General features: G+C 58.3%; 24 protein-coding genes. 11 read left to right on the forward strand and 13 right to left on the reverse strand.

Going from position 1 to position 25,808, the window contains the following annotated elements:
- Positions 1-45 precede the first annotated feature (45 nt).
- Positions 46-600, forward strand: coding sequence for a GNAT family N-acetyltransferase (locus OKB77_RS10530; protein ID WP_139436561.1), 555 nt, complete (start codon positions 46-48; stop codon positions 598-600).
- Positions 600-1,151, forward strand: a complete 552-nt coding sequence (gene rimJ / locus OKB77_RS10535) for a ribosomal protein S5-alanine N-acetyltransferase (RefSeq protein WP_265775950.1) — start codon at positions 600-602, stop codon at positions 1,149-1,151. The genes OKB77_RS10530 and rimJ overlap by 1 nt, the downstream gene beginning before the upstream one ends.
- Positions 1,152-1,213: 62 nt before the next feature.
- Here rimJ and OKB77_RS10540 read toward each other — a convergent pair whose 3' ends face one another.
- The 3 genes from OKB77_RS10540 to OKB77_RS10550 all read right to left on the reverse strand — a co-directional run bounded on the left by OKB77_RS10540 (position 1,214) and on the right by OKB77_RS10550 (position 4,120).
- Entirely contained in the window at positions 1,214-1,462 is a 249-nt protein-coding gene (locus tag OKB77_RS10540; RefSeq protein WP_042030661.1) for a hypothetical protein, read from the reverse strand.
- 309 nt (positions 1,463-1,771) lie between these two features.
- On the reverse strand, positions 1,772-2,821 hold the full coding sequence (locus tag OKB77_RS10545) for an oxidoreductase (RefSeq protein ID WP_265775949.1): 1,050 nt from the start codon (positions 2,819-2,821) through the stop codon (positions 1,772-1,774).
- Between the two features lie 135 nt (positions 2,822-2,956).
- Positions 2,957-4,120: a multidrug effflux MFS transporter gene (locus OKB77_RS10550; protein WP_180343343.1), complete on the reverse strand. Its 1,164-nt coding sequence runs from the start codon at positions 4,118-4,120 to the stop codon at positions 2,957-2,959.
- 238 nt (positions 4,121-4,358) lie between these two features.
- On the opposite strand from OKB77_RS10550, the gene rdgB reads away from it, so the two are divergent.
- Both rdgB and hemW read left to right on the forward strand, forming a co-directional pair.
- Complete coding sequence (gene rdgB / locus OKB77_RS10555) at positions 4,359-4,955, forward strand: RdgB/HAM1 family non-canonical purine NTP pyrophosphatase (RefSeq protein ID WP_005340539.1); 597 nt, start codon at positions 4,359-4,361, stop codon at positions 4,953-4,955.
- 107 nt (positions 4,956-5,062) lie between these two features.
- Entirely contained in the window at positions 5,063-6,208 is a 1,146-nt protein-coding gene (gene hemW, locus OKB77_RS10560) for a radical SAM family heme chaperone HemW (RefSeq protein ID WP_150390270.1), read from the forward strand.
- 116 nt (positions 6,209-6,324) lie between these two features.
- On the opposite strand, the gene OKB77_RS10565 is transcribed toward hemW, so the two are convergent.
- Positions 6,325-6,564 carry an alternative ribosome-rescue factor A gene (locus tag OKB77_RS10565; protein WP_150390271.1) on the reverse strand — a complete coding sequence of 80 codons (240 nt, stop codon included), beginning with the start codon at positions 6,562-6,564 and terminating at the stop codon, positions 6,325-6,327.
- Between the two features lie 214 nt (positions 6,565-6,778).
- Positions 6,779-7,234, reverse strand: coding sequence for a Zn(2+)-responsive transcriptional regulator (gene zntR / locus OKB77_RS10570; protein ID WP_043825867.1), 456 nt, complete (start codon positions 7,232-7,234; stop codon positions 6,779-6,781).
- A gap of 415 nt (positions 7,235-7,649) precedes the next feature.
- Here zntR and purH point away from each other — a divergent pair, with 415 nt between their 5' ends.
- The 5 genes from purH (at position 7,650) to OKB77_RS10595 (ending at position 12,130) form a co-directional block, all read left to right on the forward strand.
- The gene (gene purH / locus OKB77_RS10575) at positions 7,650-9,257 is read left to right on the forward strand and encodes a bifunctional phosphoribosylaminoimidazolecarboxamide formyltransferase/IMP cyclohydrolase (protein WP_265775948.1); all 1,608 of its coding nucleotides are present in this window, start codon (positions 7,650-7,652) and stop codon (positions 9,255-9,257) included.
- Positions 9,258-9,371: 114 nt separating this feature from the next.
- Complete coding sequence (gene purD, locus OKB77_RS10580) at positions 9,372-10,658, forward strand: phosphoribosylamine--glycine ligase (protein WP_265775947.1); 1,287 nt, start codon at positions 9,372-9,374, stop codon at positions 10,656-10,658.
- Positions 10,659-10,935: 277 nt separating this feature from the next.
- Entirely contained in the window at positions 10,936-11,310 is a 375-nt protein-coding gene (locus tag OKB77_RS10585; protein ID WP_005349056.1) for a cytochrome b562, read from the forward strand.
- Entirely contained in the window at positions 11,291-11,845 is a 555-nt protein-coding gene (locus tag OKB77_RS10590; RefSeq protein ID WP_265775946.1) for a cytochrome b/b6 domain-containing protein, read from the forward strand. Before OKB77_RS10585 ends, OKB77_RS10590 begins: the two co-directional genes overlap by 20 nt.
- Positions 11,846-11,926: 81 nt before the next feature.
- Entirely contained in the window at positions 11,927-12,130 is a 204-nt protein-coding gene (locus tag OKB77_RS10595; RefSeq protein ID WP_270817576.1) for a hypothetical protein, read from the forward strand.
- 281 nt (positions 12,131-12,411) lie between these two features.
- Here the strand turns inward: OKB77_RS10595 and OKB77_RS10600 are convergent, their stop codons facing one another.
- From OKB77_RS10600 to OKB77_RS10625, 6 genes are all read right to left on the reverse strand, one after another.
- The gene (locus OKB77_RS10600; protein WP_265182620.1) at positions 12,412-12,534 is read right to left on the reverse strand and encodes a hypothetical protein; all 123 of its coding nucleotides are present in this window, start codon (positions 12,532-12,534) and stop codon (positions 12,412-12,414) included.
- A 127-nt stretch (positions 12,535-12,661) separates the two neighbouring features.
- Entirely contained in the window at positions 12,662-12,793 is a 132-nt protein-coding gene (locus OKB77_RS10605; RefSeq protein WP_258039729.1) for a hypothetical protein, read from the reverse strand.
- Positions 12,790-13,266, reverse strand: coding sequence for a hypothetical protein (locus tag OKB77_RS10610; RefSeq protein WP_109421869.1), 477 nt, complete (start codon positions 13,264-13,266; stop codon positions 12,790-12,792). The genes OKB77_RS10605 and OKB77_RS10610 overlap by 4 nt, the downstream gene beginning before the upstream one ends.
- Positions 13,263-14,048 carry a BRO-N domain-containing protein gene (locus tag OKB77_RS10615; protein ID WP_113070673.1) on the reverse strand — a complete coding sequence of 262 codons (786 nt, stop codon included), beginning with the start codon at positions 14,046-14,048 and terminating at the stop codon, positions 13,263-13,265. Before OKB77_RS10615 ends, OKB77_RS10610 begins: the two co-directional genes overlap by 4 nt.
- 59 nt (positions 14,049-14,107) lie before the next feature.
- Positions 14,108-14,926, reverse strand: a complete 819-nt coding sequence (locus OKB77_RS10620) for a KilA-N domain-containing protein (protein ID WP_270817577.1) — start codon at positions 14,924-14,926, stop codon at positions 14,108-14,110.
- Between the two features lie 76 nt (positions 14,927-15,002).
- Positions 15,003-15,182 carry a hypothetical protein gene (locus OKB77_RS10625; protein WP_270817578.1) on the reverse strand — a complete coding sequence of 60 codons (180 nt, stop codon included), beginning with the start codon at positions 15,180-15,182 and terminating at the stop codon, positions 15,003-15,005.
- 200 nt (positions 15,183-15,382) lie between these two features.
- On the opposite strand from OKB77_RS10625, the gene OKB77_RS10630 reads away from it, so the two are divergent.
- Together OKB77_RS10630 and OKB77_RS10635 are read left to right on the forward strand one after the other, a co-directional pair.
- Entirely contained in the window at positions 15,383-15,823 is a 441-nt protein-coding gene (locus OKB77_RS10630; protein WP_270817579.1) for a hypothetical protein, read from the forward strand.
- A gap of 20 nt (positions 15,824-15,843) precedes the next feature.
- On the forward strand, positions 15,844-16,638 hold the full coding sequence (locus OKB77_RS10635; RefSeq protein ID WP_270817580.1) for an RDD family protein: 795 nt from the start codon (positions 15,844-15,846) through the stop codon (positions 16,636-16,638).
- A gap of 8 nt (positions 16,639-16,646) precedes the next feature.
- Here the strand turns inward: OKB77_RS10635 and OKB77_RS10640 are convergent, their stop codons facing one another.
- Together OKB77_RS10640 and OKB77_RS10645 are read right to left on the reverse strand one after the other, a co-directional pair.
- Positions 16,647-16,832, reverse strand: a complete 186-nt coding sequence (locus tag OKB77_RS10640) for a hypothetical protein (protein WP_128297137.1) — start codon at positions 16,830-16,832, stop codon at positions 16,647-16,649.
- A gap of 62 nt (positions 16,833-16,894) precedes the next feature.
- Positions 16,895-25,780: a PLxRFG domain-containing protein gene (locus OKB77_RS10645; RefSeq protein WP_270817581.1), complete on the reverse strand. Its 8,886-nt coding sequence runs from the start codon at positions 25,778-25,780 to the stop codon at positions 16,895-16,897.
- Between the last annotated feature and the right edge of the window lie 28 nt (positions 25,781-25,808).

Below are 25,808 nucleotides of genomic sequence, written 5' to 3' on the forward strand. Positions count from 1 at the left end.
GGGTGCTGATTCGCTATTTGATCACTGATTTGAAAGGAGAATCCCATGTTTTCATGGCAGTTGGACGACGAGCTTGCGCTGCTCTTCTTGCAGCCCGATATGGCGAGCGAACTGTTTGCCCTCTGCAATGACAACCGGGAGTACCTCTCCCAGTGGCTACCCTGGCCGCCACTGATCCAGCGCCCCGTCGACAGCGCCCTCTTCATTCGCAGTGCCATCGAGAAGTTCGCCCGGGGCGAGGGGCTCACCACCGCCATCGAGTATCAGGGGGAGGTGGTGGGGGTCATAGGTTACAACAGCATCGATCACGACCTTGGCAAGGTGGTCATCGGTTACTGGCTGGCGGAGCGCTGGCAGGGTAACGGCATCATCACCCGGGCCTGTCAGGCCCTGATCCACCACGCCTTCGAGGAGATGGGGATGGAGAAGGTGGAGATCAGCGCCGCCACCGATAACGAGCCAAGCAGAGCCGTCTGTGAGCGGCTCGGGATGCAGCTTGAGGGGGTGACCCGGCGCGCAGAGCGGCTGGGCAACCGGATTGTGGACCATGTCCACTACAGCTTGCTGCGCGATGAGTGGTTAAGACAGAGGGAGTCCTGATGGCGCTGCCACATATCAAAACGGCCCGCACCCACCTGACCATACTGTCGCCGGATCAGGCCCCCATGATGCTCGACTTCTACCGGCGCAACCGCGACCACCTTACCCCGTGGGAGCCGCTTAGGGACGAGCACTTTTACACCCTCTCGTACTGGCATGCCCGGCTGCAGGACAGCTACAGCCAGTTCTTCAACGGCACCGGCGTCAATCTGGTGGCCCTCGATCCGGCTGGCGAGCGGGTGATCGCCACCTGCAACTTCAGCAATATCCTGATGGGGGTCTTCAAGGCGTGTCATCTGGGCTATGCCATCGATCAGCAGCATCAAGGGCAGGGGGTGATGGGAGAGGTGCTGTCAGCCGCCATTGACTACCTGTTTCGGGAGCACGATCTGCATCGCATCATGGCTTGCTATATGCCTGCCAATCAGCGTAGCGGCGCCCTGCTGGAGCGGCTTGGCTTCGAGCGGGAGGGATTCGCGCGGGCGTATCTGATGATCAATGGTCGCTGGGAGGATCACATCCTCACCTCGCTGATTAATCCGGTTCCCTGATCGTCAGATAAAAAAACGGGCCCGAAGTTGCCTTCGGACCCGTCTTCGAATGAGGTGCAGGCTTAGTTGGCCTTGGCATCGCTCACTGCAGCTTCAACCTTGGTAGCCGCTTCGTCAGCCGCTTTTTCTACGGTTGCAGTCGCTTCGGAGGTGGCCTTCTCTACGGTAGAGGTGGCTTCGCTAGCGGCTTTTTCTACAGTGGCAGCAACTTCGGCGGCCGGAGCAGCAGCAGGAGCGGCAGCTTTTTCTTCTTTCTGACCGCAAGCAGTCAACATCAGACCCAGGATACCGGCTACCAGTACTTTGTTCATGTGCATTCCCTCAAAAAAAGATGGAGAGATGGTCTGTGCAACCATCACAGCGCCCACCGTTGCCCGGTATTGAAACAAGAAGCCGGGAGGCAGCAGGCGGGCGCAATATAGCCCCATTAGTTACCGATGAAAACGGATATCACAATGACATTTTTTCGTGCCGTGGATAAAAAGCTCCACTGCAACGACTGATATCAATACAAGATGCCGTTAAATGGCACTAATTGCACAATAAAACACCGCTTTGCTGCCATCTCGTGGCGGTTTAACAAGGTCAAGGTTAGTCAATAGCGGCCGATGATCCGCACCTTAGTCAGACAGCTTCTGACAGGGCAGCCGTTTTCCCTCAAGGTAGCTCTGACGGGCCAGATCCAGCAGCGCCATCACCGCCAGCGCTTCACTTGCTGGCACCGGGTTACTCCCTTCGCCCTTGATGGCGGCGCAGACACCGCGATAGTAGGCGCCATAATTCCCCGCCTCACCCACCACGCTCTGCTGCTGTAATTGACCATCGACAATGCGGCTGAGCTGACCGGGTTCGCTATCCATGCCCCAATCAGCTGCCGGTGGCCGCTTGCCCAGCTTGAGCTGATCTTCCTGCACATCCATACCGAATTTCACGAACGAACCCTGGCTGCCGTGAATGACAAAGCGCGGCATGGTGGCCGAGACCAGGCAGCTGCCATGCAGAATAACCCGCAGAGCACCGTAACCCAGCACCACATGGAAGTAGTCGTCCGCCAGTGCGCCGGGGCGTTGCTTGGCCAGATCGGCCTGCAGCCAGTCCGGCTGGCCGAACAGCTGCAGCACCTGATCCAGTACATGGGGGCCGAGATCGAACCAAAGGCCGGAACCCGGGCCACCCGCTTCGCGCCAGCGCTGGCGCACTTCGGGGCGATAGCGATCGAAGTGGGATTCGAACTGGGCGATCTGCCCCAGCGTCCCCTCGGCAATCAAACGGCGCACGGTGAGGAAATCCCCGTCCCAACGCCGGTTGTGAAAGATGCTGAGCAGTCGCTGCTGCTTTTCGGCCAGTTCGACCAGCGCTTGCGCCTCGGTCAGATCCAGTGCAAAGGGCTTGTCGATCACCACATGTTTGCCTGCCAGCAGCGCCTGGCGGGCGAGGGGGGCATGGGTGTCGTTGGGGGTGGCGATCACCACCAGATCGACGGTCTCATCGCTCAGCACCTCCTCCAGTGAGCCGACCCGGCAGCCGGGCAGATCGGCCTGCACCTTGGCGGCATCGCGGCTCACCACCCAACTTAGGGACAAGCCCGGGGTGGTGGAGAGGAAGGGGGCGTGGAAGGTCTTGCCTGCAAAGCCATAGCCCACCAGGGCTGCGTTGAGAGTGTGGCTCATCGGGAGTTCTCCGCTGACATCGAGTGAGTGGGGTTGCCATCGCAGGCAATCTGCCGGATGGCCATATGCTGTAAAGGCGATACAAACGAGAAGGGGGCCGATGGCCCCCTGAGTGTGCCCATCAGAGCACAGGATTTATTGCAAACACAAGCGGCGGCCGCGTCGGGTCATCAGCATCACCAAGGGCGGCAGCAGCAGCCACATATGCAGCGCCAGCTGGCTGAGCGGGTCGTGCATCAGGGCGCCGGTCAGACCAACCAGGGCGCCGGAGCCGCTCATCTGGAACAGGCCGAGCAGAGCTGCGGCGGTACCGGCGCAGTGGCCGAACGGTGCCAGCGCCATCCCGGCGGCTGAGCCCAGAATCATGGCAAAGCCGATGCTGGAGAGGAATACCGGCCCCATCATCGCCAGTGGATGTTCGATGTGCATGGCCAAAGTCAGGGTGATGGCCGAGAGCATCAACACCAGCAGGCCGATGCGCAGGGTGCGTCTTGGCCCCACCTTGGCGATAAAGCGCGGCGCCATAAAGCAGGCCAGGATGTTGAGCGCGGCGTTGGCGGTAAACCAGTAGCTAAAGCCGCTCATATCGAGCCCCAGTTTCACCATCAGCTGCACCGGTGCGGCGGTGACATAAGCGAGGATCACCGCCATCGCCAGCATGCACAGCGCCGCGTTGAACAGGAAGCTGGGGGAGCGCAGTACCGGGCTGTAGCGAGACCAGCTGATGAGGACCCCTTCACTGCGGGTCTCCTCCGGGCGGGTCTCCGGCATCCGCCACATCAGCCAGCAGCCGACGATGAGCGCATAACCGGCCATAAACCAGAAGTTGGCAGACCAGCCCGCCTTGGCGGTGAGCCAGCCACCGAGCAGGGGGGCCAGCGCAGGAATAAAGCAGATGGCGCCATTGAGGTAGGAGATCATCTGGCCGCTCTTTTTCGGGCCATAGCTGTCACGCACCACCGAGAAGGCGGCAACCGAAGTGGCGCAGGCGCCAAAGCCCTGCAGCACTCGCGCCAGCATCAATTCGCCGAGGCTGGCGGCAAAGCCGGCCCCCAGCGCGCTCAGGCCATAGAGCAGCACGCCGCCCAGCGCGATGGGCTTGCGACCGTAGCGATCGGCCAGCGGGCCAACAAGCAGTTGCCCCAGCCCCATGCTGAACAGGAACCAGGTGATGGTGCCCTGCATCAGGGTTACTTCGGCGCCCAGCTGCTCGGCCATCTGCGGAATGGCGGGCAGGTAGATGTCGATAGCCAGCGGACTGAACAGCACCAGTAGTACGAGTAAAAGTATCAATGGCATCTGTCACCTCTTTAGTCAGCCAGGTTAATGAATTGGGGCGCGAGTCTACTGACTCACAGTAATGAATAGAAATGGTATTTAATCACTTTGGTTATTCCATTATGGAAACATGTATTAAAAAGCTGGTTATTCGATGGCGGCAAATCCCCCGTAACCCCATCACAGCGGGTGTAATTGACGCTTTTACTAAACGCTTGCGCCGCATAGAATGCGCAGATTATTTTTGCGGAGGTGCTCGATGAACAAGCTTGTCCTGGCAACAGGTAACCAGAAAAAGGTGAAGGAATTGGCCGCCATGCTGGCCGATATGAAGATCCAGGTGATCCCACAGAGCGAGTTTGCGGTCTCCGATGCCGATGAGACCGGCACCACCTTCGTCGAGAATGCCATCATCAAGGCCCGCCACGCCGCCCGCATTACCGGTCTGCCCGCCGTGGCCGATGACTCCGGTCTGGAAGTCGATCTGCTGCAAGGGCGCCCCGGCGTTTACTCCGCCCGCTTTGCCGGTGTGGGTGCCGGCGACAAGGCCAACATCGAGAAGCTGCTCGGTGAGCTGCAAGGTGCCCCCGAGTACCTGAAGAGCGCCCGCTTCTGGTGTGTGCTGGTCTATATGCGCCATGCCGACGATCCCACCCCCATCATCTGTCAGGCGAGCTGGGAAGGGATGATCATCGACGAGCCGCGCGGTCAGCACGGGTTCGGCTATGACCCCGTCTTCTTCGTGCCGGATCACGACTGCACCGCCGCCCAGATGCCCGCCGAGCTGAAAAACCAGCTGAGCCATCGCGGTCAGGCGCTGGCCAAGCTCAAAGCGGCGCTGGCTGCGGCGCATTGAGTCACTTCGCCACCTCGTCGACTACACACTGTCAAGCACACATAGTCATCTACCACACATAGTCATCTACAATGGGGGCCTTGAGCCCCCGTTTTATTGGAAGCCCCATGCTGCAACTGCCGCCGCTCTCTCTCTATATTCATGTGCCCTGGTGCGTCCAGAAGTGCCCTTACTGTGACTTCAACTCCCATGCCCAGAAGGGGGAGTTGCCTCACCTCGAATATGTCGCCGCCCTGCTGGAGGATCTGGATCAGGATCTGAAGTGGGCGCAGGGGCGGCCGCTCTCCTCGATCTTTATCGGCGGCGGCACCCCCAGCCTGTTGACGGTGGAGGCGATGCAAACCTTGCTGGACGGGGTACGGGCCCGCATTCCGCTCACCGCAGATTGCGAGATCACCATGGAGGCCAACCCGGGCACGGTGGAGGCGGACAAGTTCGCCGGTTTCCAGCGCGCTGGCATCAACCGTATCTCCATCGGGGTGCAGAGCTTTCAGCAGGAGAAACTGACCCGCCTCGGCCGCATTCACGGCCCGGAAGAGGCGCGCAAGGCCGCTGCACTGGCCCATGCCATCAAGTTGCCCACTTTCAATCTGGATCTGATGCACGGTCTGCCGGATCAGAGTCTGGATGACGCCCTTTATGACCTGCAGCAGGCGATCGACTGCGCCCCGCCGCACCTCTCCTGGTATCAGCTCACCATAGAGCCGAACACGGCCTTTGCCTCCAAACCGCCCAAACTGCCGGAAGATGACACTCTGTGGGACATCTACGAGCAGGGCCACGCCATGCTCACAGCCAGCGGTTATCGCCAGTACGAGATCTCGGCTTACGCCAAAGAGGGCTACCAGTGCCATCACAACCTCAACTACTGGCGCTTTGGTGACTATCTGGGGATCGGCTGTGGTGCTCACGGCAAGGTGACTGATCTCGCGAACCAACAGATCCTGCGCACTGCCAAGGTGAAGCATCCGAAAGGGTATCTGGATAAGAGTCGCCCCTATCTGGACGAGCAGTGGCAGGTGACGGCAGACGATCTGCCGCTCGAATACTTTATGAACCGCTTCCGCCTGTTTGAACCGGCCCCCAAGGCGGAGTTCGAGGCCTATACCGGCTTGCCGTTGGAGCGGGTCGAGACGGTGCTCGCCATCGCCCAAAGCAAGGAGCTGATCGAGGATCTGGGAGAGAGCTGGCAGCTCACTTCTCTCGGCCATCGCTATCTCAACGTGCTGCTCGAACTGTTTATGGATGAGTGAGCGGCCTGTTGAGGCGCAACTTTGAGGTGGTGAGTTGGCGTTGCCATATCGCTTCTTCTGTCAAAACAATCAGGGCGCCAATGGCGCCCTGATTGTTTTGGTCGGTAGAAACCCGCTCAGCAGCAGACGCGGATCATCTGCTGTTGGCCGGGCTCCCACCGCTTGCCGAATTTGGCCTTGCGCTGGTAACTCCCCTTGCCCTTCTTGTTGCGCTCGACCCGGCTGCGAAACAGGGGATCGGAGAGCAGGGCGTGCAGATGGTTATCCTTTATCTCGCCGCGCTGATGGGCATAGCGGCCCCCTTGCGCATCTTCCTCACGGGGGAGGACGGGTTGGTCGACCCGGATCTTGGCCATGATGGCTCCTCTTCTTTTCTCTTGGTGTGTTGATTCTTGTGTCTGGATGGTGGTTTTCGCTGCGAGCGCCTGTTCAGCTGAGCGCCCGGTAACCGGATGCACTGGCACCGGTTAAAAACGCGGCGATTTTGTCACCAAATCGCCGCCCGAGCAATGCGTCGGCGGCGCCGAGTCAGTCACACTGAGCTAGGCACGCTCAGTCAGGCATACCATGTCAGCCGTGAACCGGGTCATGCTGGTCGTGGTTGTGATGCTCGTGATGGGCCGGGGCACCAGATTCCAGCGTCTCGAGGATGGCGCAGTGCTCCGCCGAGCGCGGCCCGCCGCAGCAGATATTGGAGAGCTCTCGCAGGTTGTCGCGAAAGCGGGTCAGTTCGATAATCTTCTGCTCCACCTGGGCCAGCTTGGTGTCGGCCACCGCTTTCACCTCCTGACAGGTGACTTTGGCCTTGTTGGTATCGAGGTCGAGCAGCTCGCCAATATCGGCCAGCGAGAATCCCACCGACTTGGCGCGGATAATAAACTCCAGCCGCCGCTTGTCCTGTTCGCTGTAGAGACGGTAGCCGGATTCGTTGCGGATCCCCGGTGAGATAAGCCCGTTCTTCTCGTAAAAACGCAGGGTATCTGCCTTGACCCCGCACGCCTTGGCCAGTTCACCGATCCGATACATGCTCTCTCTCCCCTTGAATGTATGCCGCCACAAAAACCGGAATCCACTATCACCCCTTTGCCCATGGATTGCCAGCCAAGGGCACAAAAGGGGCAGATAAACATCTCCTGGCGACCCTTTTTCCCATAAAACACTGAAAGTGCAAACGTTTCGAGAAAATCAAGTGGAAAACGTTTAACGCCGCGCCAAATAAGGCTTTGCTGTTTCAAAAAATCCACCACAGGTCACATTTTTTGTGTAGAATACGCGCCCATAACAGAGCGCCGCACCAAGCGGGCATTTCCTAAAACGCTTTTGCCGGATGTCGGGGCGAGAGTGGTTTGCGAAATCCCCCACTTCCATTTATTTGGGGACTCTCTGTGTTGAGCCTCGCCTCCCATGGAACGGTCCCCGTTATGTTGAGGACGATAGTGTGATGGAACAAGCTCGACCCATTCGCCGTGCACTGCTGAGTGTGTCTGACAAAACTGGCATTCTGGAATTTGCCAAGGCACTCAACGAGCGTGGTGTTGCCCTGCTCTCCACGGGCGGTACCGCCAAGCTGCTTGGCGAGGCGGGTCTGCCGGTGACCGAGGTCTCCGACTACACGGGTTTCCCTGAAATGATGGATGGCCGGGTCAAGACCCTGCATCCCAAGGTTCATGGCGGCATCCTCGGCCGTCGGGATCAGGATGACGCCATCATGGCCCAGCACGCTATCTCCCCCATCGACATGGTTGTCGTCAACCTCTACCCCTTCGCCGCCACCGTGGCCAAAGCGGGCTGCACCCTGGCCGATGCAGTCGAGAACATCGACATCGGCGGCCCGACCATGGTGCGTTCTGCCGCCAAAAACCATAAAGATGTCGCTATCGTCGTCAAAGCTGCCGACTATGATCGGGTTATTCACGAGATGGATGCCAACGGCAACAGCCTGAAACTGGCGACCCGTTTCGATCTTGCCATCGCAGCTTTCGAGCACACCGCCGCCTACGATGGCATGATCGCCAACTACTTCGGCACCCTTGTTCCTAGTTATGGGGTTCCTTCCTACGGTGACAACAAGGAGGGTGACGAGGAGTCCCGCTTCCCGCGCACCTTCAACAGCCAGTTCATCAAGAAGCAGGACATGCGTTACGGCGAGAACAGCCATCAGGCAGCCGCCTTCTACGCCGAAGAGCATGCCGCGCCGGGTTCTGTCTCCAGCGCTATCCAGCTGCAGGGCAAGGCGCTCTCCTACAACAACATCGCCGATACCGATGCGGCGCTGGAGTGTGTGAAGGCGTTCGACGAGCCGGCCTGCGTCATCGTCAAACATGCCAACCCCTGCGGCGTGGCCGTCGGTAACGACCTGCTGAGTGCCTACGACCGGGCTTACCAAACCGATCCCACCTCCGCCTTTGGCGGCATCATCGCCTTCAACCGCGAACTGGATGGCGCCACTGCGGCAGCCATCGTGGCCCGTCAGTTTGTCGAAGTGATCATCGCCCCGACCATCAGCCAGGAGGCCCGCGCTGCGGTCGCCGCCAAGCAGAACGTGCGTCTGCTTGAATGCGGTCAGTGGACTGCTCCGGCGCAAGGCTTTGACCTCAAACGCGTCAACGGTGGCCTGCTGGTACAGGAGCGGGATCTCGGCATGGTGACGCTGGGTGACCTGACCGTGGTCAGCAAACGCCAGCCGACCGAGGCCGAGCTGCAGGATCTGCTGTTCTGCTGGAAAGTGGCCAAGTTCGTCAAATCCAACGCCATCGTCTACGCCAAAGATGGCCAGACCATCGGCGTCGGCGCAGGCCAGATGAGCCGTGTTTATTCGGCCAAAATCGCCGGTATCAAGGCGGCGGATGAAGGGCTGACCGTGGCGGGCTCCGTGATGGCCTCCGATGCCTTCTTCCCGTTCCGCGACGGTATCGATGCTGCCGCGCAGGCCGGTATCTCCTGCGTGATCCAGCCGGGTGGCTCGATGCGCGATCAGGAGGTAATCGACGCCGCCGACGAGCACGGCATGTGCATGGTGTTCACCAACATGCGCCATTTCCGTCATTGATGGGTCAGGGGCTGCCGATGGCGGCCCTTTTGTTGTCTCTTTTCAACTGACTATTTCCACTGGCTGACGGCCCGGGTGGCCGTCCAGTGACCACAAATAGAAGCGAGCGATACGATGAAAGTACTGATCATTGGCAACGGTGGCCGCGAACACGCCCTGGCCTGGAAGGCCAAACACTCCCCGCTGGTACGCCACGTTTTTGTGGCGCCGGGCAACGCAGGCACTCAGCTTGAGCCGGGTGTCGAGAACGTCGCCATCGAGGCGACCGATATCGAAGGGCTGCTGGCCTTTGCCAAAGAGAAGCAGATCGGCCTCACCATCGTCGGGCCGGAAGCGCCGCTGGTGAAAGGGGTGGTGGATGCCTTCCGCGCCGCCGGTCAGCCGATCTTTGGCCCGACTGCTGCCGCTGCCCAGCTGGAAGGCTCCAAGGCTTTTACCAAGGATTTCCTGGCCCGTCACGCTATCCCGACCGCCGAGTACCAGAACTTCACCGAAGTGGAGCCAGCACTCGCCTACTTGCGCGAGAAGGGCGCCCCCATCGTCATCAAGGCCGATGGTCTGGCGGCGGGCAAGGGGGTGATTGTCGCCATGACCTTGCAGGAAGCGGAAGACGCGGTGCGCGACATGCTCTCCGGCAATGCCTTTGGCGAAGCGGGCTCCCGGGTAGTGATTGAGGAGTTTCTGGAGGGTGAAGAGGCGAGCTTCATCGTCATGGTCGATGGCGAGCACGTGCTGCCGATGGCCACCAGTCAGGATCACAAGCGGGTGGGCGACGGTGATACCGGCCTCAACACCGGCGGCATGGGGGCTTACTCCCCGGCGCCTGTGGTGACCGCCGAGGTGCATCAGAAGGTGATGGAGCAGGTGATCATGCCGACCGTGCGCGGCATGGCGGCCGAGGGCAATGTCTACACCGGTTTCCTCTATGCCGGTCTGATGATCGACGGTGCAGGCAATCCCAAGGTGATCGAGTTCAACTGCCGTTTCGGCGATCCCGAGACCCAGCCCATCATGCTGCGGATGCAGTCCGATCTGGTGGAGCTCTGCCTGGCCGCTTGCGCAGGCAAGCTGGATCAGAAAGAGGCCATCTATGATCCCCGCGCCGCTATCGGCGTGGTGTTGGCGGCGGGTGGCTATCCCGGCGATTACAGCACCAACCACCCCATCAGCGGCTTGCCGGTGGATGAAGTGGCGGGTGAGAAGGTGTTCCATGCCGGTACCCGCCTGGAGGGCGATACCAGCCTGACCGCTGGCGGCCGCGTGTTGTGCGCCACCGCCCTCGGCCACACAGTGGCAGAAGCCCAGCAGCGTGCCTATCAGCTCGCTGGCCGCATCAAGTGGGATGGCGTCTTCTACCGCAAGGATATCGGCTGGCGCGCCATTGCTCGCGAACAGGAGTAACTGACGCCAGCAAATGGCCAGCTGATTCAGACCCCGCTACGGCGGGGTTTTTTGTCCCTGTTTACCGCTTTCAACCATCCCCATGGTGCGTGTCACCTGCGTTCCATCAGTTACCAAGCGCAAACAAGCGCGGCATATCTGTCACTATTTGCCACAAAAAACAGCATTTTTCACAAACGTTTCACCATGAGTCATGGCATCATGCTGGTGATGAATTCTTGTTTGGATTCATAAGTACCCCTAACAATTCGAGCATGTCGTTATATAAGGAAATCCCATGTTGAAAACCGTCCGCCCCCTGCTGCTGCCCCTGATGTTTGGCCTGATGACCCTGCCTGCCGTGGCGGGTGATCTGGAACAGCCGATGAAGAAGATTGGCTTCAACTACAAGCAGGCCGTCAAGGCTGATGATGCAGCCACCATGGAGAAGCACATCAACGAGATGAAGGCCCAGCTGGACGTGGCCAAGCAGAAGAACATGCCGGCTGCCAAGAAAGAGAAATTCCTTGAAGGAATGAACGAGGTACAGACCGAGCTGGACGCCAGCCTGGCCGCACTCAAGGCGGGTGATGAGGCCAAGGCGCGCGAACATCTGGCCAAGGTCAACGACCTGAAGAAGGAGTACCACAAATATGCCAAGCAAAAAGGGTGAGTCCTTTCGCTGGGATCCGCTGGTTCGCCTGACCCACTGGGGCTTGGCGGCAGTCTGCATCGGCAACCTCTGGGTTAACGAAGCGGGCGAGGAGTGGCACGAGTGGCTGGGTTACGGCGCCATTGGGCTGGTCTCCTTGCGTCTGCTCTGGGGGCTCACTTTCGCCCGTGGCTACGCTCGCCTTGGTGCCCTCATCCCCAGCGGGGAGGATTTTCGCCAGCAAGCGCGCGAGATGCGTGAGCGGCAGCCTCCGGCACCGGGTCATCACGGTAGCGGCAAGCTGGCCGTGTGGGCGCTCTGGCTGGTTGTGCTGGCCACCGCTGGCAGCGGCTGGTTTCAAAATACCGAGACGGGATTTGAACTGGGGGCTGACGAGTGGCATGAGTGGTGCGTGGTGGCGCTACAGGGGCTGATAGGTCTGCACCTGCTGGCCGTTGTGTTCACCTCCTGGCGCCAGCGTAGCAATCTGGTTACCCGGATGTTGCCCGCCGGGCGGCGATCGTCCATCCAGAGCGGCAGCAACGAGCAAACCTGAGGCTCAGCATTAGGCTCCTTGTCTCTGAGTGAGGCGCCTGATCCGGACCCTGCCCAGACCCGCCCATGGCGGGTCTTTTCTATGACCTCATCCAGCTCATCACAGGGCATTGCCCGATCCGCAGATGCAAAAAGGCCGCTCATTATGAGCGGCCTTTTTCAATTTGGTGGCCCTGGGGTCTCTGATTCAAATTTCCAAGATTATGATTTAATTCAATTTTGCCATTTGGTTTTAGGTGGTGGTGGTACTGGTGGTGGTACATATCGTAAAACCACTTCCCCTTAAGGGGGCATCCAGAACATTCAACCACTTCGTATCCTTCGCCTGGACGAGGGTTCAAATCCCCCCAGCTCCACCAATTTAACTAGGACACCGACAGGACAAACCCAGAAAAAACAGCCACTTAGCAAAAACATAGCGACAGTGACTGGACCAAAACTGGAATCGAAATGATCCACTGGTGATCCAAGAGCAAGAAAGCCTGCAGAAATGCAGGCTTTTTTCTTTTCTGCCATCCAGGCATAGAAAAGCCCGCACAGTGGCGGGCCAATCCGAATCCTTCCGCGTCACGCTGACGCGGTGGCTTCATCGCGTAGTTTTTCCAGAATGCGCGCGATCTTGCTCTCCTCCTCAGGCGCCAGGTCCAGCGTCTCAACAAACTCTTCCAGTTCGCTTAGTAGTGATTCCATCCGATTTCCCCCTTGCTCTCCCAGTCTCTCGACTGTGAAACACTGTATACACATACAGTAAACTTCTTGAATTTATCATTTTCGGACTGATTTGGGTATTAAAAATGGGGCCGCAGCCCCATCAGTATCAGTCAGCCTTGTCAGGCATCATGCGCTGGATCCTGTCAACAAGCGCCCTGCGATCCTGAGGACAGAGGTCGATAACCTCCAATTCCCCCAGCAGGGCATTCAACTCAACCTGCAGTTGGGCGGCGCTCATTGCAGACCTCCCATGAACTCGGTGACGAAGTCTGGCATCACAAATGTCACGCCAAGGGTACTCATCATCAGGCCATCCATCACCCCAATCCCGGCCTCTGAAAGCCAGCATGTGTGGTCATCAATTACAGTCAGGCACATGTACAGCTCTGTCAGTTTAGACGCAGTGATTTTACTTCCGCCCTCGCCATAAAACTCAGCTTCGAGCGTGCAGCTCATTGTCCACTCAATATCCTCCAGTGTGAGCAGCTTACTGACAGTGCCATTGTTGAATGCCCTACCGTTGAATAACAGGTACGCAGCAGCCAGCGTTGTTCTTGCCGCACTCAAAACAATTGGGGGGCTTTCACTCATGCTGAGAGCCAGTGACACAGATTGCATGGCATCACGAAACCCCGACAGGCGTCTTTCCTTCTCACCGTCACTGACGCTATCTCTGAATCTAAAAACTGGGTAAATAGGCTGGCTGCTCATGCGGCCCCCTTGATCACTTTGTCCTGGGTGAACAGACCGTCCCAATCCTTCTTCATGGGGAGCTCACCTTTCAGGTAGATCTGATAGATCCGTACCGCCCCCTTCTGCAACAACACAGGCGTGAAATAGATGAAGGGGTCGAAACCATGCCGCTTCTGCTCATGCTGCTCCTCGGTGAGGTAGGTGTCACGGGCGTAAGATGCGGCGCGCCAGCGCTTGCCGGAACGGCTTTCGTTGTACAACCAGCCGCGATCTTCAAAATAGGCGCACACCTGCTGAGAGTTGACGCCGTTGAGCATCTTGCAGAACTGTGGGATGGTCATACCCTGGCGGAATAGGCTCTCGAGTGAGTCGATCTGCGCTTGCTGTTGCTTGTTCTCAATAGCCAGCACCTGACCGCGCTCGTACTCCTCAGCCCAAGCGCGAGCAGCGGCGGCCGGGTTGCTGAAGTCAGGCAGGTTGGCGGCCGGTGCGCCATAGCTGCCTGTCTTGCGAATGCTCGGCAGCACTTCGGAGGTGACCCAGCGTTTAAAGCGTTTGGCTTCTAATTTCGTGCTGCCGAAGATGGCTTGATAGAGGCCTGACTCATTTATAAGTGATTGATTGACATAGTTTCCTCCAATTTGGAGCACCCTCTTGTTCTTGTCATCTTCATCAATCAGCTTGTTCATGTTGTTGGTTTGCGCATACCCCAGTACGGCGGCAACATCGCTGGCCACAAACCAAGGCTCGCCCTGTTCGTCGGTGATGATGCGGATCTGGTAGTTCTCGAAAGACTTCATGATCAGGCTGCCGCCGTCATTCTGCGGCCCTGCCAAAACTTTGGTTTGCTGATGAAGGTTCATGCCGCACCCCCAACTTCCAACGCAGTGATGATGACGCCAACCGCCTCAGCCCCCGCCTCGTTGTAGCGGAAAGTCTCCACCTGCTTGGTCGAGCTGCGGGATTTGTCCAAGAAGAACTTCCCGTATCGCTCGGTTTTCAGGTTGTGCTCGTTGGCGATGCGGCCCACCTTGTTGGCGCTGATACCAAACCGCTCACCCACCTCTCCGGCGGTGTAGTAGTGCTCAGTGAGGACCGGCAGCGGGATGATGTCAGCGCCAGCCACTGGGTTAACCAGTGACGCGGTAATGGTTTGGCGAGACACATCACTCAGGTGGGGGAGCAGATTACAGATAGCTTGGGCGTTCTTGATCTGCTGATCGAGCGCTTGGGCGCGCAACGTGACAGCCTTGGCCAAGCGCATGTCATCCAGCGCGACCTTGGCCGCCTTGCTGCCCGAGAGCTCAACCGCCTTTTCAATGTCGCCGTGGCGCAGAGCTTGAGCAGCGGCATAGACCTGCACTTCAAATGAGGCATCGATCCAACCGGCGTACTTCATGGCGACAATTTCAATCGCCCAAGTGCCCTGTTTTACACCGCCTTTAATCGATTTTACCGATGCTAGAAAAGTAGCATCGGCTTCAATCGCTTTAATAAACTCCACTTGGTGCTTGAGGAAGTTGCTTGGCCGTTGGCTCTCTGTCGCCTTGCCTAGCGCCATCGCCGCCTTGTGTAAATCGTTGAGGCAGTACATGCCGTCAGCCTTCACCGCGATAGAATGGCTCTCGATAACGATGGCATTGACTTTCGTTTGTCTATCGGATTGATGTATATTCATACCGTAGTCCTTAACGTCGTGGTTTTGGTTTACATCCTCGGCCCGAGCTGTTGACGCAGCTTGGGTCGAATCCTTTCTAGAACTTGAACTCATTCAGGTTTACCTCCCCCCTTGCAATCAGCGTATCCAGTACCGCCAGACGGTACATAACCTCGGCTGCCAACGTCCTAAAATGCTGGCCCGCATTCTCGCTATACTCCGCGATCATCGCTGGGGTCATGCGTATCTGTAGTGGTTTTTTCTTCTCGCTCGCCATCTTCGTTCCTCTCTTGGCTGTGGTTTCAATACGACTAACATAGTCCAACAAATTAACACATGCAATGATTTTTAGCACATGTACCAAAATTGCTCCCATCACTACAAATTACCACCATTGACCAACGCACCACACATGATAAACAATCGCTATCATTGAAAACGCTTAAGGTTATCCAAACCGGCGCATCAGGAACATTTATGGCTATTGAAAAGAAATCTAAGAAAGCCTCGACCAGCGTCACGCTATCTCTAAGACTCGACCCCCGCTCCAAGTATCTGATCGATCTGCTCGCCAGGCAGCAGAAGCGCACCATCACCGGGGTAATAGAGTGGGCTGTAGAGCGTGCCGGAGCTGAAACCACCTTCGATAGCGATCACGGCATCAGCTTCTTAGAGGTGATCGACTCGCTATGGTCAACCGATGAGTCAGTTCGCCTTGCCAATCTGGCTCTGGCGCGCCCCGACCTGCTGGATTATGACGAGCTCCGGATTTGGGAAACCATCAAGGCATCCCCGGACCTTTGGGATCATGCTGGACAGTTAATGTTTTCTCTATTGCAAACGGAGTGGGAACATCTATTAGAACATGTCGAGCAGCATCGACTAAGCCGGGCTGTGAAACCCTATTTCGTTTTATAAAAAATCGAGGTATGAGAAGAATGGGACATTGGTGGTACGAAAAGGACGGCGTGGCCACTGGCCCGGTAGACAATAATGGATTACGTCAGTTGTTACTGACCGGAGAGTTAACGCGGGATGCATTGGTTTGGCGCACTGGAATGAGCGAGTGGCAAAGCGCGGCAGCCATTACAGAATTTGCCGAGCTACCGCCACCATTACCCGATCGGGCAACACCCGTTCGGACTCATGAAACAGACATTGCCGAGGTAACTGCACCAAAGGTTGTCGCTGAGCTACGTGAGACGACACAACAAAACACCCACATGGCCCATCTGGTAGATACCGCGATCCCCACACCATGGCGGAGATTTTTCGCCAGAACGTTTGACCTTGGGTTGGCATCTCTTCTGATAAGTTTCATTTTCATTTATATAATACGCAATGATTATATTGCACTCAGTCAACCTGTAGTCACAGCGTTTGGATTATTATTGTTGCCAACAGCGCTTTTTATTGATGCGGCCATCACAGGATTATTCGGTACAACTATTGGCAAAGCATTGCTCTGCATAAAAGTAAGAAAAAATGATGGTGAAAGTCTTTCATTCACTGACGCCATTGAGCGTAATGTTTATGTGTTATTCAGTGGGTTGGCTATTGGCATACCTCTAATAACTATAATTTCACAGGCATATCAATTTAATCGGCTAACTAAAAAACACTCAACATCGTATGACGACGGGCGTTACATTGTGAGTGCGGGTCTAAAGTATGATGGTATTTCATTCTCTATTTTATGCTTTGGCGTAATATTTTTATATTCTTTATTGTGATAGATAGTTCACCCCCTCCAGTGCCGCCCAAACATCGCGAACATGGCGCCGGTGATGATCCACACCCCCAAGAAGGTGTCTGTGCTACCGATCAGGCAGGCGATGATAAACCCCATTGCCACCCCCTCCAAAATGCGGCCAGCCAGAAACCATAGCGCCTCTTGAATTCCTTCGACACACTCTCTCACCGTCATAACTCGCTCCCTGAAAATACCCCCAGCTTACATCTATCACTGGGGGTCAGCCAGGGCCGCGATTAATCGGCGAAGCGCCCCTCCTCTCTCAGGTACTCCCGGTTGCGATTGAGGTATACCCCGCCCTGAGTGCGCTCGTTGCTGCGAAGCTTTGACTTAAACGACAACGCCAAGCTCTTGCCGGTGATGCGCTCGCGAGGGTGGTTGATGGAATTGAACATTTTGATGCGCTCCAGTACCTCTTGCACCTCGTCCATCTCACCACTTTTGCGGGCCATGTAATAGTCGGTCAGCAACTGGGAGCGCTTATCCGCGATGCGTTTCTCCTTGCCTTTGATGTATTCGCGGGCGTCGTAATTCTTGGCCATTTGGGCGCTACCGAAACCCAGCCCCTGCATGGCGACGTTCCAGGTCGAAACATCATCCATGATGATGTCGCCTTTAATGGTCTGCTCCCCTTCTGTCGCTTGGCGATAGGACTTGGCAACGTCGCGAATCGACTTGGGCAACATGGTTTCCAGTCCGCGCTGAATGTGGCCATCCGTCATCTGCCCCGCGCCCCGCGCTAGGTTTATGCCAATCCCGGCAACCGGGCCCAGCAGTTGCTGAACAGCGTGCCATGCCAGATCGTCCCCTTCGGTGCCCTCCTTGGGGCTACGCCACCACAGATCGCCCAGCCCGGTACGGCCGGCAATGCTGAGATTGGTCAAGGCATCCATCGGCCCTTTGGCTAGCAGCTCCCCGGCGCGGGGCCCGAGCGCCTCGGTCAGTGCCAGGCGGAATGACGCTTCACCGCTGCGGTCATCGTCGTCGTCCAGCCCTGCTGCTATCGCATAAACGACGGCGGTGATTGGTGTCGGCAATCCCATCACCCCTGCCATCACCCAGTGCGTTGCCAACACGCCGGCAAGCGTCTTCTGCGCCACCTTGTCGCCCTTGGCTGCCTTGATAGCATTGGAGTAAAGGACGTAGGTCATCATCTGGCTGTAGATCTTGAACTGGGTCAGCACCTTGGTGATGTCGTTGCGCATGTAGCGTGGTCGGTTGCTGGCGGCGTAGTTGCCGTGGCCGTCATACACCATTTCAGCCACCCGGTCAGCGTATTGCTGGCCATTGAGCGTCGGCTCCGCCTGCTTGAGCAAACGGTAGGCGGCCAGGGCCGCCACCTCACGGTTGAGCACCTCGGCGTTGTGGAAGGTGGCCCCCGCCCAGCGCATGGCTCGGCGCCAGCGTTTCCCCATCGGCTTGGCATCTTGCTGGTCGGTGTCAGCCTTGGCAGCAATGCTGTGCGCCTGGGTGAGATCCAGCGCCCCTGCACGGTAAAGCCTATCCAGGATGGCCCGCTCATCCGCTGGCAACGTGGTAGAGCGCGTCAGTGAGTGCCACGCTTCGGTAGTGCCAGCCTTGAATTTACCGTGCTTCACATAATCCCCCAGCGCCTGGGTCATGGCGGCAGCAGACTTCGCAAAACCATATTTGGCTCCCAGCTGGGGCAGCATCACGGTGAAGTTCTGGGTCATGTTGACCACAGCAGAGGCAACCGATGGGCCGATGTAGTAGAGAAAGCCGATATTACCGGCAGAACCCGCCCACGCCTTGCCGGTCGGGTTCATGTTCAGGTCATGGCGCTTGTTCATCTCATTGAGCACCTGCTGAGCTATCTCCAGGTCTTCAGGCTTGAGGCTGCTTGGCTCGCCAGCGACACCAGCCCGGATCTGCTCGCTCAGCTTGTCCAACTCCCCCAGCATCTTGTGGCCATAGCGGATCTTGGATACGTGGCGGGCATAGTGGTAGACGCTGTTGAGGTAGGCTCGGTGTGCATCTCGGCTGGCCCCCTTCACCCGACGGCGGTGAATGGCATGCTTGGCGTAGGAGGCATCCGGCATCATGCGCAGCATCGCCTGCCATATCTCGTCTTTCAAGGCGCTCTTACTGACCCCATCGGCGCTATCGAGGAAGCTCAGCATCTCCATGCCGAGCTGGTTCGCGTTGGCGCTATCGCCACCGCCCTCCTCTTTGACCGTCATCACCGCGTTGTAACCGTCACGCTGGTACTGCTTAACCGCCTGTTCGGCGTCGGCTCGTCGCTCAAAGTGCTCGCGGACGTACTCGTCCCCCTTGCGAGCCTTAACCACGTAGTCGCCGTAGCGGGTCAGCGGGAAGTAAGGGCCATGCTGCAGGGCGTGCTCCATCTTCTGGCGCATCTCGGCAGCCATGGCACGCCCTTGGTTTACACCTAGCAAATCCTCCAGTCGCTGCTCAATCGCACCACGCAGGGATTCCCATTGCTTGGTGTAGGTGTCCTGCATGGTGTCGTAGAGAGCCTTGGCATTGGCTGGCAGCGCGTTGTACTGCCTGGCCAGCTCGGAGTGATTGCGCTCGATGATGTGAAGCTCTGCTTCATAGGCTGCTTTGGTCTCCGGTTTCTTGGCTCGTTCTACCTTCTGTTTGGCCTCCAGGTAGTAGCTGTTCTCATCGAGTGACTTGTCAGGGTGCAAGCGGGCCATCGTGGCATCGTGCATCAGGTTGGAAAGATCAGCCTTTTCCTGCTTGCCAAGTGCATCCCACAGAGGGTCTATCCGGGTTTCTGCATCCAGCAGAATGTCGTTGCGATCAGCCTCCATCTGGGTGCGCAAGCGCTGATACTGGGATACAGCCCCGCCCGTGATATCTCGGTAAACTTGGTCAATCTGCAGGTCGGTCAAGGTCCCAAGCATCAACGGTCGCCCCTGCTTGAGCCAGTTTTTTACTGAGCTAAGAGCAGCTCCGGCTTGGTAGACCGCCTTTTGCTTGATGGATTGCTCAAGAGTTTTAGAGTCGTCGGCTGCGGTATTGGTTTGGCTAAAGCGGACATCCGGGTTGGACTTGGAATATTCGCCATTGTTTCCGATGGCAGATTTAATTTGCTCAGGGGTAAAAACTACGTATTCGAGGCCATCACCAATGATGGCACCATCATGCCCATTCGCTCTGGCCTCGCGCAGATAATTACCTTGCTCTTCGAGGCTCATCTCGTCCAGATAGACTGGATTATTCAATTTCAGGTAGACGGGAATGATGTTGGCATTAGGTCGATTTTCGGCGTAATCGTTGGCGAGTGTCTTGTCGGGGGTAAAGAAAAATCCCCCGGCGTCTTTTTCTCTACCATTATCTTCACCATAATAGAACGATTGATTCTCGACCGCATCACGCGTATTAAACGCAGTAATATCTGATTCTGTTGCGTGATAAACAACAACTGGATTGCCCGCACCATCTCGCATCAGGCTATTCCCAAACCAACGCCAGAAGTTGCGAAGCCCCTCCTCGGTTTGGTGGATTGGCTGCCCATCATGGTTTATGGTCGGTCTCTCCACTCCGCTAACATCAAGGGTTTTTCCAACCGAGTCTTGGCTTATTTCTGTTGGAAGATCTACCTCCTGGCTGAATTTCTTGTCGCCGTCCGGACCATTATCATCCGGCCCGGAACGCTTGAGCTTCTTGCCCAACCCTTCGATGAGGGAGCGGGTCTCCGCGGCGGTAATGCCATCAGGTACAAAGCCGACCGCACGCAGCGCCCGGGTGACCCAGGCCACAACCCGATCCCAGCCACGGCCCCAGGCCCCCTGCTCGACTTCGGCGAGGTGGGCCACCACTTCCTCGGCTTGGGTGCCGATGTCCTCATCGGCGTAATGGGTGTTCACCCAGTCCCACACCGGCTTCATGCTGGGGTCCTTCTGGGACTGGATGAGGCGGCTCATCAGCTTGGTGTATTCCCCGTCACCCAGGACATTGGCCAGGCCATAGTGGGCCAGCACCTCATGGCGCAGGATCTCGCGCATCCGCTTGGGATTGGCGATGGTATCCGCGGCCACATGCAGGGTTCCGCTGTCATCATCAAAGGCGGCGCGGCGGATCAGGCCATCTTGTGCCGCCAGCCCCAGCGCCTTTTCCAGCTCGGCCTGGGTAGCGTGGATCTGCACATCAATACCACTGGCTCCACGGTACTGCTTGAACCACTCCTTGGTTACCAGCTCCGCCTCCTTGCTGGTCAGGTGTGTCGCCGGCTTGTCCCCCTGGGCCATGGCCTGCTTGGAGAAGCGGATTATGCGTTCAGGCTTGTCATCCTTGGCTGGCTCATCGGCTTGCTTGCCGATCACCTCCTTGTCACCCCGGATATTCTGGCGGCTGCGCTCACCGCTGCGAATGCCCTTGCCAACGGCCTTGATCAGGCTATCGAGCTCGTGCTCCCTGATGGGACCCTTGACCAGCCCCACCTTGCGCAGCAGGCGGCTGAGCAGGGTCTTGATGTCGTTCCAGGCCTGGATAGAGCGGGAGGGCAACGCGCGTTCGGCGAGATGAGCAAACACCTCTTCCGCCTGGTGCAGTGCGCTCTGCTTGCCATAAAAAGAATCGCCCGCAATCTGCTGCCAGACTGGGGCGATCCATTTCTCCTGCTTGGCGTCGATCAGCTTCTGGAGAAGGGCCTCTTTATCGCTTGGCGTAAACGTGTCCAGACCGTAGTGGCCCAAGACCTCATGACGTAAGGTAGTGACGACTTCCGCTTTTGCTCTTTCTGCGCCTCCCACACCCTGTTCATCTCGTGACGCTGGTCTGAACGACTGATCCAGAACGGGATCTCCAGATACCCCTCCTTCTCCCCCATCTCCTTGGTGAATATCCTGACCGAGCCTTCCCGCTCGGCGGGTGATGCTGTCGGCGAAGAGATGGACCTGCTGCTTGCCGGGGAGGTATCCCCCGTCGCTCCATCCGATTTGCTCGGGGCTGCCTTCTGGTCCATAAAGATCCTCTTGAGTTTGACCAACAATAAAATCGAGTGACCGAGCCCCTTTATACTCAGCCCTGAAATCCGACACAATCCCGGCAACCTCATCCGCCGTCAAGCCAGCCTGCTCGCCCACGGCGGCAACCCGTTGCTGCGACATCCGCACCCGGTTGGGCCGCGTTTCTGGCTCGCCTTCCACCGGCGGGGCCGCCACGATATTGGGATTATCCTTGCTGCGCTCAAACTTGGCTGGTTGGCTAGGATTGCGCACCCGATCAACCGTGTCGGCCAGCACCTGCGGCTTGACGCCATCCAGCCGCCAGCGGGCATCGTCCGGGTTATCCCCATGCTCCAGACCCAGCTCATCGGCCACTGCAATCGCCTCGTCATCGGCCAGGGTGCTGGCATCGACGGGCGCAACCTCGGCGCGGGCCTCCTCTATCATCCGAGTCGGCGCACTGCCAGCCATCTCTTCTCGCTCACGGCGCAACTGGATATAACGCTCGAGATCCATCTTCTCTTGGCCTGCCTGACGAGCCCCCTCATTGGCTACCGCGGCACCGGTGCGACGCCCGCCATTGCCATTCATCTCGTGCCGGCCAGCCAACTGCAAATCCGCAATGGTACCGCCGAGGTTCTGGTGGCGTTTTTCCAACTCATTTATGGTCATCCCGCCAAAGCGGTTGTCCATGCGCCCAGCAAACTCGCGCTCAGACTGTTCCCAGCGCTCCTCGCGAGTCGGCACGGGGTCCCCCTTCTCGAAAGCCCTCCGGTAGGCCTCCCGCGCCCTGTCAATAGCGCCCTCTTTGGTGTTGGAGGTAAACCAGCCTGCGCCTACTGCAGAACGATACTTCCAGCGCCCGCCATGCTCTTTTAGCAGGTCGCGATCTCGCAGCTCTTCCTCGCCAATACGGCCAGAAACAGCAGCCCCGGCATCTGTGGCCGGGGCTGTCAGTGTTGGGTCATCTTGCTGCTGTCCGTCAGGTACAGGTGCAGGCGCAGCGAGATCTGCCCGATCTCCGGATCCAGCTCGGTCGGTGAGTCCGGCAACGGCTGGTCCAGCGCCTGTTGCAACCGGATCGCCTGCGCCAGGCTGATCACCTGATCGCTCACTGCTGATTGCAGGTACTGGGGTAACTGGCTCATTGCTCACCTCTGTCTTGGGTTGCTTGACGGGGATAACCTCTCGGTATCCGGTATCGATGGCTGGTGCTAGTTGGCTGGCCTCGCCCGCGGTGGCAGACGGCGCCGGAACTGTTTCAGCGCTTACGCTTGCAGCTGGCTGATCAGATGGTTGACGCATGTCAGCGACATTCGTGTCGTTGACTTGGGACGGGGTTGCTTGCGCGCCGCGCGGGGCCATGCTTGCTACGGCGCTTTTGTCGATAACTACATGCTCTGTCTGGCCGCGCGGGTCGGTGCCGGTGACCACACCATATCCCTGACTCACCAACTCGTTGATGTAGCTTTCAGAAAGGCGGGTAATATCCCCCTGCTTGTGCAACACCTTGGTGCCAGGCTTAATCTTGACATTGTACAGGGTGGGCGTGCCGCCCATCATATCGGCGTAGGCTTGCGCTTGGTGCGCGTCCTGCTCGCTGGTGCCATAGAAGCCACCATAGACACGGCCCTTTTTGCCCTGCTTCTGACCACTTGCGCGGACAATCTGAATATCCTGCTCGCTCATGCCTGGATTGCCGGAACCATGAACGATCACCATGCCATTTTGCGCGATCTCAGTCTTTCCGTCTTGGCGATCCTGCTGGGCCGAATTGCTTGACGGTTGCTTGACTGCGCCCTGCTGCGCTTGGGCCTGTTGCACCTCACCGATAGCCGCTACCCCAAAGCCACCTCCATTGAGCGGCACCGGCATCTCCTGGCCCTTGCGGCTGGCCATGGTGGCCTCTTTCTCGCTGGCGAACGGCTTGCCTTTGCGGGTAATGCGCAGAGATTGCAGGGGGCCAAACACGCTATCTGTGGCGCTGCCAGCCTTGGCGATGGACTGCCTGACTGGGGAACGCGGATCCCGGGTGGACTCCTCCCCCAGGGTGCTGTCAACCTGATCGCGGGACAGGCGCGGCGGAGTGTAGGCGCTATTACGGGTGTCTGCGCCGGGCTCACCTCCGGAAAAGATCGTGGCTGACTGTTCAATCTGCTGGGGGGGAGGTGGTTGGCGCAGGTCAGGCAAAGCGGCACCACCACCCCACACCTCACCGGCACCCGGGCCGCTATCAGTTGGAGTGGTGCGAGGCGCTCCCACCTCCATACTACTGCTCAGTGGCATCAGCTCCGAGCCAGGCGTCAGAAGTTCCCCCTCCAGTGGCACAATAGGGGTGCCTTTGAAATCATGAGCGCCACGAACAAAGCCTTGACGTTGAAAAGCAGGAACTTCACGCACCGGGTCAAACTTGTCTGACCCAAGCGGGTTATGCTCACCGGCAAACATTCCTCCTATCTCACTGCCTAGATCCAGGGCTCCTGTCACTGCTTGTGGTTCTGTGGCACGGTCAACCGTATCTCCTTGACGCTGATAGGCTGGCGTCAACTCGATGGGGTCAAGCTGTTGGAATGCTGGCACCTCCAGCGGTTGAAGATCTTCTGCAACTGGCTCGGCTGCAACCGGCCGGAAACCTTTGATCGCCTTTTCTGCCTGCTTGGCATATTTGGCGGGGATTGCAATGCCATCACCATCGGTGATGTAGGGCATATCGGCCTGCTCGGCCCATGACGCCAGCACATCAACATCACCCTTCACGCGCAAGATACCGCGCTGATCACGTTCAAACACACCGGGGAACTGGCTGGCGCTGGGGCCGAGCGGATTCAGCTCCCCCTCGGCCTGCGAGGCGGAGAGCGCCTGCTCGCCGTCTTCCAGTGGAGCAGATGCAAAGTTCGGGTCCACTGCCGGACCAGCAGCTTCCTCCGTCACCGGCGCGGAAGGCTCTGCAACCGGATCGGTCCCAACGCCATCTTCCTGGCTGGCATGCTTACCGCCTCGCGCCCCACCGACAGCACCTACCGCACCACCTGTCCCCATCCCTATCAAGCCGCCCTCGATCGCGCTCGACATGACCCCCTTCATCGGGTCGATATCAGCGGCGGCCACCTCGTTGAGGGATTCGTTGACGGCGTATTGCTGCACCCCCTCCTCCAGGGTTTCGCTGATACCCTCACCTGCCGCCCCCTTGGCAGCACCTTTCAGCACTCCACCGGTGGCCGCCTTGCCAGCCAGCATCTTGAACAGCATGGCGTCGCCCATCATGGAGCCCATGGCGGCGGCGCCCCAGGTCTTGGCGTCGCTCATGGTGGCGCGGCTGGCTAGGTTCGCCGTCTCTTCCCGGGCCAGCGCCAGCTTCTCCTCATCGGAGAGGTGCTCAGTCTGCTGGTCCTGGTCGATGCGAGTGAAGGACTGGCGGAAGGTGTCGCTGGCCGCCAGCTCGTCAAAGCTCATGCCCAGCACGGTGTCACGAGTGTTCACCCCCGCACTGCCGACTGACCCGGTCGCACCAGTGGTGACGGCAGCGCCGGTGGCAATTTTGGACACGGCCTTGGCGGCAACCGCTTCGGCTATCTCCTGGGTCGCGCCACGCTTGACCATGGATGCGGTGACAGCGCGGCCAATAGAGGCTTTGGCTGCCACCCCAGTCACCCCGCCAGCGGCGAGTGTCGGTAGCAAAGAGCCAACGCCCTGCGCCATTTTCATCGCCCAGACATCGATATCCCCTGCGCCATCCCCCAGGGTCAACCGGCCTTCTGGCGTTTCATCGACCAGTCGGCGTCCCAGTGCCTCCTTGGCGTCAGCACTCATCCCATCATTCAGAGATTCCGCCCCAGACGCGGCCAGATCACCTGCACCTGCGACCACATCCAGAACCGGGCTCAGTTTGTTGGCCATATTGGCACGAGCCTGTTCCAGGTAGTCGCCCCCCTGCTTCCCGGCATTCTCTTTGCCGAAGTTGCTTGCCTGCCGTGCCAGCTCACCAATGCCGCCCACGAGATCCAGTGCGCCAGCGCCCACCGCCTTAGGATAATCACTCCATTCTGTTTCGAGGTCTCGCTTTGGGGCCGCAGCTGCGGGCGGTGATGAAAGCTGACTGTTGATGCCATCCCAGAACTGCTTTCCTCGAGAGTCAGATTGCAGCGGTTGTGGCAGGGATGCGTCACGGAGACTGTGCTTGTCCATTCGAGTGGCCTCGGCTTTATGCAAAAGA

The organism is Aeromonas sp. Y318-3 (assembly GCF_027706185.1).
Classification (GTDB): Bacteria; Pseudomonadota; Gammaproteobacteria; order Enterobacterales; family Aeromonadaceae; genus Aeromonas; species Aeromonas veronii.

Coding starts and splice junctions, on each gene's coding strand:
- OKB77_RS10530 (WP_139436561.1), top strand. CDS start 46: ATGTTTTCATGGCAGTTGGACGACGAGCTTGCGCTGCTCTTCTTGCAG.
- rimJ (WP_265775950.1), top strand. CDS start 600: ATGGCGCTGCCACATATCAAAACGGCCCGCACCCACCTGACCATACTG.
- OKB77_RS10540 (WP_042030661.1), bottom strand. CDS start 1,462: ATGAACAAAGTACTGGTAGCCGGTATCCTGGGTCTGATGTTGACTGCT.
- OKB77_RS10545 (WP_265775949.1), bottom strand. CDS start 2,821: ATGAGCCACACTCTCAACGCAGCCCTGGTGGGCTATGGCTTTGCAGGC.
- OKB77_RS10550 (WP_180343343.1), bottom strand. CDS start 4,120: ATGCCATTGATACTTTTACTCGTACTACTGGTGCTGTTCAGTCCGCTG.
- rdgB (WP_005340539.1), top strand. CDS start 4,359: ATGAACAAGCTTGTCCTGGCAACAGGTAACCAGAAAAAGGTGAAGGAA.
- hemW (WP_150390270.1), top strand. CDS start 5,063: ATGCTGCAACTGCCGCCGCTCTCTCTCTATATTCATGTGCCCTGGTGC.
- OKB77_RS10565 (WP_150390271.1), bottom strand. CDS start 6,564: ATGGCCAAGATCCGGGTCGACCAACCCGTCCTCCCCCGTGAGGAAGAT.
- zntR (WP_043825867.1), bottom strand. CDS start 7,234: ATGTATCGGATCGGTGAACTGGCCAAGGCGTGCGGGGTCAAGGCAGAT.
- purH (WP_265775948.1), top strand. CDS start 7,650: ATGGAACAAGCTCGACCCATTCGCCGTGCACTGCTGAGTGTGTCTGAC.
- purD (WP_265775947.1), top strand. CDS start 9,372: ATGAAAGTACTGATCATTGGCAACGGTGGCCGCGAACACGCCCTGGCC.
- OKB77_RS10585 (WP_005349056.1), top strand. CDS start 10,936: ATGTTGAAAACCGTCCGCCCCCTGCTGCTGCCCCTGATGTTTGGCCTG.
- OKB77_RS10590 (WP_265775946.1), top strand. CDS start 11,291: ATGCCAAGCAAAAAGGGTGAGTCCTTTCGCTGGGATCCGCTGGTTCGC.
- OKB77_RS10595 (WP_270817576.1), top strand. CDS start 11,927: ATGACCTCATCCAGCTCATCACAGGGCATTGCCCGATCCGCAGATGCA.
- OKB77_RS10600 (WP_265182620.1), bottom strand. CDS start 12,534: ATGGAATCACTACTAAGCGAACTGGAAGAGTTTGTTGAGACGCTGGAC.
- OKB77_RS10605 (WP_258039729.1), bottom strand. CDS start 12,793: ATGAGCGCCGCCCAACTGCAGGTTGAGTTGAATGCCCTGCTGGGGGAA.
- OKB77_RS10610 (WP_109421869.1), bottom strand. CDS start 13,266: ATGAGCAGCCAGCCTATTTACCCAGTTTTTAGATTCAGAGATAGCGTC.
- OKB77_RS10615 (WP_113070673.1), bottom strand. CDS start 14,048: ATGAAGTCTTTCGAGAACTACCAGATCCGCATCATCACCGACGAACAG.
- OKB77_RS10620 (WP_270817577.1), bottom strand. CDS start 14,926: ATGAATATACATCAATCCGATAGACAAACGAAAGTCAATGCCATCGTT.
- OKB77_RS10625 (WP_270817578.1), bottom strand. CDS start 15,182: ATGGCGAGCGAGAAGAAAAAACCACTACAGATACGCATGACCCCAGCG.
- OKB77_RS10630 (WP_270817579.1), top strand. CDS start 15,383: ATGGCTATTGAAAAGAAATCTAAGAAAGCCTCGACCAGCGTCACGCTA.
- OKB77_RS10635 (WP_270817580.1), top strand. CDS start 15,844: ATGGGACATTGGTGGTACGAAAAGGACGGCGTGGCCACTGGCCCGGTA.
- OKB77_RS10640 (WP_128297137.1), bottom strand. CDS start 16,832: ATGACGGTGAGAGAGTGTGTCGAAGGAATTCAAGAGGCGCTATGGTTT.
- OKB77_RS10645 (WP_270817581.1), bottom strand. CDS start 25,780: ATGGACAAGCACAGTCTCCGTGACGCATCCCTGCCACAACCGCTGCAA.